Source organism: Halorubrum sp. AJ67 (assembly GCF_000513435.1).
On sequence record NZ_CBVY010000007.1, the window covers coordinates 114,803 to 118,152 of the forward strand.

At 68.0% G+C, this 3,350-nt stretch carries 2 protein-coding genes and 2 pseudogenes (1 of these 4 cut by a window edge); 2 read left to right on the forward strand and 2 right to left on the reverse strand.

All coding sequences use genetic code 11. The annotated features are described in order from the left end of the window. Nucleotides 1-264: pseudogene (locus BN903_RS08195) on the reverse strand (O-methyltransferase); the annotation flags it as partial. A gap of 174 nt (nucleotides 265-438) precedes the next feature. Between BN903_RS08195 and BN903_RS08200 the strand changes: the two are divergent. Then, the gene (locus tag BN903_RS08200) at nucleotides 439-2,112 is read left to right on the forward strand and encodes a methylmalonyl-CoA mutase (protein ID WP_048077283.1); all 1,674 of its coding nucleotides are present in this window, start codon (nucleotides 439-441) and stop codon (nucleotides 2,110-2,112) included. 17 nt (nucleotides 2,113-2,129) lie between these two features. Here the strand turns inward: BN903_RS08200 and BN903_RS08205 are convergent, their stop codons facing one another. Then, nucleotides 2,130-2,933: a formate/nitrite transporter family protein gene (locus BN903_RS08205; protein ID WP_048077284.1), complete on the reverse strand. Its 804-nt coding sequence runs from the start codon at nucleotides 2,931-2,933 to the stop codon at nucleotides 2,130-2,132. Between the two features lie 118 nt (nucleotides 2,934-3,051). Here BN903_RS08205 and BN903_RS08210 point away from each other — a divergent pair. Continuing rightward, nucleotides 3,052-3,350: pseudogene (locus tag BN903_RS08210) on the forward strand (methylmalonyl-CoA epimerase) (it continues 133 nt past the right edge of the window).

The following is a 3,350-nucleotide window of genomic DNA, read 5'->3' on the forward strand; positions in this document are numbered from 1 at the left end:
CCTCGTCGGCGTCGAACTCGGTACAGACCACGCTCCCGGNACCGCGCGGAGAACCACGTGCGGAGTAGCCGAACCCGGACCGAACTCGAACACGCGCTCCGCGTCCGTCAGCCGCGCCAACAACCGGAGGACCGCGCCCGCCTCGGGACCGATGATCGGGAACCCCCACTCGTCGGCGAGCTCGGCCATCTCCGCCTGAACCGCCGTGTGTTCCGGGGCCGTGGCGGCCAGGAACCGGCGCGCGGGATCTGTGAGCACGTCCATGCGGGCGGGTCGAACGCCCGACACTTAAATCGGGTCGGCGGGTCGAACCCGATCGGGCCGACGGCCGGACCGGCAGATCGGAGCCTCGCCCGCCGAACGGCTCGGTTCGCTGTCCGCCCGCCGAACGGCCCGGCCTGAAAACTGTTAAGTTCCGCTCGGCCGACCGATTCAGTAATGTACGACCCTGAGGAACTCGAAGCGATCCGCGACGCCAAGTCGTCGTGGGAGGAGGGCACCTACGGGGAGACCGTCGACCGGTTCGGGGAGCGCGAGGAGACGTTCACCACCGACACCGGCGGACAGGAGGTCGACCCCCTCTACACCCCGGCTGACGCCGAGACCGACTACCGCGAGGACCTCGGCTATCCCGGCGAGGAGCCGTACACCCGCGGCGTCTACTCGACGATGCACCGGGGGCGGCTGTGGACGATGCGCCAGTACGCCGGGATGGGGACCGCCGCGGAGACGAACGAGCGCTTCCAGTACCTCATCGACGAGGGGTCGTCGGGGCTGTCGATGGCGTTCGACCTGCCGACGCAGATGGGGTACGACTCCGACGCCGCGATGGCCGAGGGGGAGGTGGGCCGGTCGGGCGTCGCCATCGACACCCTCGACGACTTCGAGACCGTCTTCGGCGGCATCCCGCTCGACGAGGTGTCCACGTCGATGACGATCAACGCCCCCGCCGGCGTGCTGCTCGCGATGTACGTCGCGATGGGGGACAAGCAGGGCGTCCCGCGCGAGGAGCTCCGCGGGACGATCCAGAACGACATCATGAAAGAGTACATCGCGCGGAACCTCTACATCTACCCGCCGAAGCAGTCGATGCGGCTGATCACGGACATCTTCGAGTTCTGCGCGGCCGAGACGCCCGCGTTCAACACCATCTCCATCTCGGGATACCACATCCGCGAGGCGGGGTCGACCGCGGCCCAGGAGATCGCCTTCACCCTCGGCGACGGCATCGAGTACGTCGAGGCCGCGCTCGACGCCGGACTGGACGTCGACGAGTTCGCCCCGCAGCTCTCCTTCTTCTTCAACGCTCACAACAACATCTTCGAGGAGGCCGCGAAGTTCCGCGCCGCCCGCCGGATGTGGGCGAAGATCATGGACGAGCGGTTCGACGCCCAGAACCCCAAGTCGAAGCAGCTGAAGTTCCACACCCAGACCGGCGGCTCGACGCTCACCGCCCAGCAGATCGAGAACAACGTGGTCCGCGTCTCGTACCAGGCGCTCGCAGCCGTCCTCGGCGGCACGCAGAGCCTCCACACGAACGGAAAAGACGAGGCGCTCGCGCTCCCGACCGAGAAGTCCGTCCGCACCGCGCTCCGCACCCAGCAGATCCTCGCCCACGAGTCGGGGGCCGCGGACACGATCGACCCGCTCGCCGGCTCCTACTACGTCGAGGACCTCACCGACGGGATCGAGGAGGAGGCGTTCGAGATCTTAGAGGAGGTCGACCGCCGCGGCGGCATGTTGGAGGCCGTCGAGAGCGGCTGGGTCCAACGGCAGATCCAGGACGTCGCCTTCGAGCGCCAGCAGGAGATCGAGGAGGGCGAGCGGATCATCGTCGGCGTCAACGAGTTCGAGGTCGACGAGGAGCCGGAGATGGACTTAGAAGAGGTCGACCCCGATCAAGAGCAGAACCAGCGCGAGCGCCTGCAGGAAGTGAAGGCCGACCGCGACGGCGACGCGGTCGACGAGGCGCTCGCGTCGATTCGCGAGGCCGCGCAAGGGACCGAGAACGTGATGCCGCACATCGTCGACGCCGTGAAGGCGTACGCGACGGTCCAGGAGATATCGGACGTGCTCCGCGACGAGTTCGGGGAGTACAAGCCGGGGCGGTGAAGCGGCGTCGACGACGCTCAGTTCGCGCCGCGGACGACGTGTTCGTACTTCAGCGCCGCGACGAAGATCCCGCCGCCGACGGCGTTTCCGACGGTCGCGAGCGCGAGGAATGAGAGGTAGTCCGTCACCGAGATCGCCGGCGAGGTGAGCAGGCCGAAGAGGACCTCCACGTTGCCCGCGATCGAGTGCGGCAGGTGGAGCATCCCGATCGTCCCGGTCACGATCACCACGAGGAGCAGCCGGCCGGTCGTCTCCTGAGCGGCGGTGACGAGCCACGCCAGTAGCCCCATCAGCCAGCCGGCGAAGACGCCGCCGACGAACAGCCACCGGAGGTCGTGGCCGACGAGCTTGAGCGCGATCGTCTCGAACGCCGCCGGATCGACGACGCCGAGGCCGGGCGTCAGAAGCACCGCGAGCAGGGTGAAGAGAACTCCGCCGACGAGGTTTCCGACGTACACCAGTCCCCAGAGCCGGCCCAGTTGACCGAGCGACGCCTGCCGGTCTAACACGGGGACCACCGCGAGCGTCGTGTGCTCGGTGAACAGCTCGGAGCGCCCGAGGATGACGAATATGAAACCGACCGAGTAGACGCTCGCCAACAGGAGTTCGGTCCCGAGGTCGCCGTAGCCGCCGGGCGAGAGCGTCAACACGACCGCCATCATCAGCGGGCCGAACCCGATGTCGAGCCCGGCCGACAGCCCGGAGAGGAACAGTCCGGACGGCTCGCGGTTCATCTCGTGGAGCGCGCTGTCGAGGATGGACCCGAGGACGGTCCGAGACGACTTCTGGTCGGACCGCGCGTCGGAGTTCTGATCGCTCACGGCTGTAGTGCGCTCACGTTGCGCGCGCCGCAACCCAAACCTTTCCATAGACGAACCCAGGTTCCGGTTCGTCGGACCGCCAACCGATTTTATGTGCGCTGCGGCGACAGTATCGCGTATGCGCTTCGACCACGTCGGCGTCGCGACCCGTGACGCAACCACGCTCGCCGACCTGTTCGGCGGTCTGCTCGACGCCCCGGTCGCTCATGAGGAGACGTTCGACGGGATGCGGATCGTCTTCCTCGAACTCGACGGCGGCGGCTACTTCGAACTGCTCGAACCCGACACAGGCGGAACGATCGCCGACTACCTCGACCGCGAGGGCCCCGGCCGGTTCACCACGTCGCCGCTCGCGGTCGACGACCTCCCGGCCGCGCTCGACGACGCGCGCGACCTCCGGGCACTCGGACCTCCGTC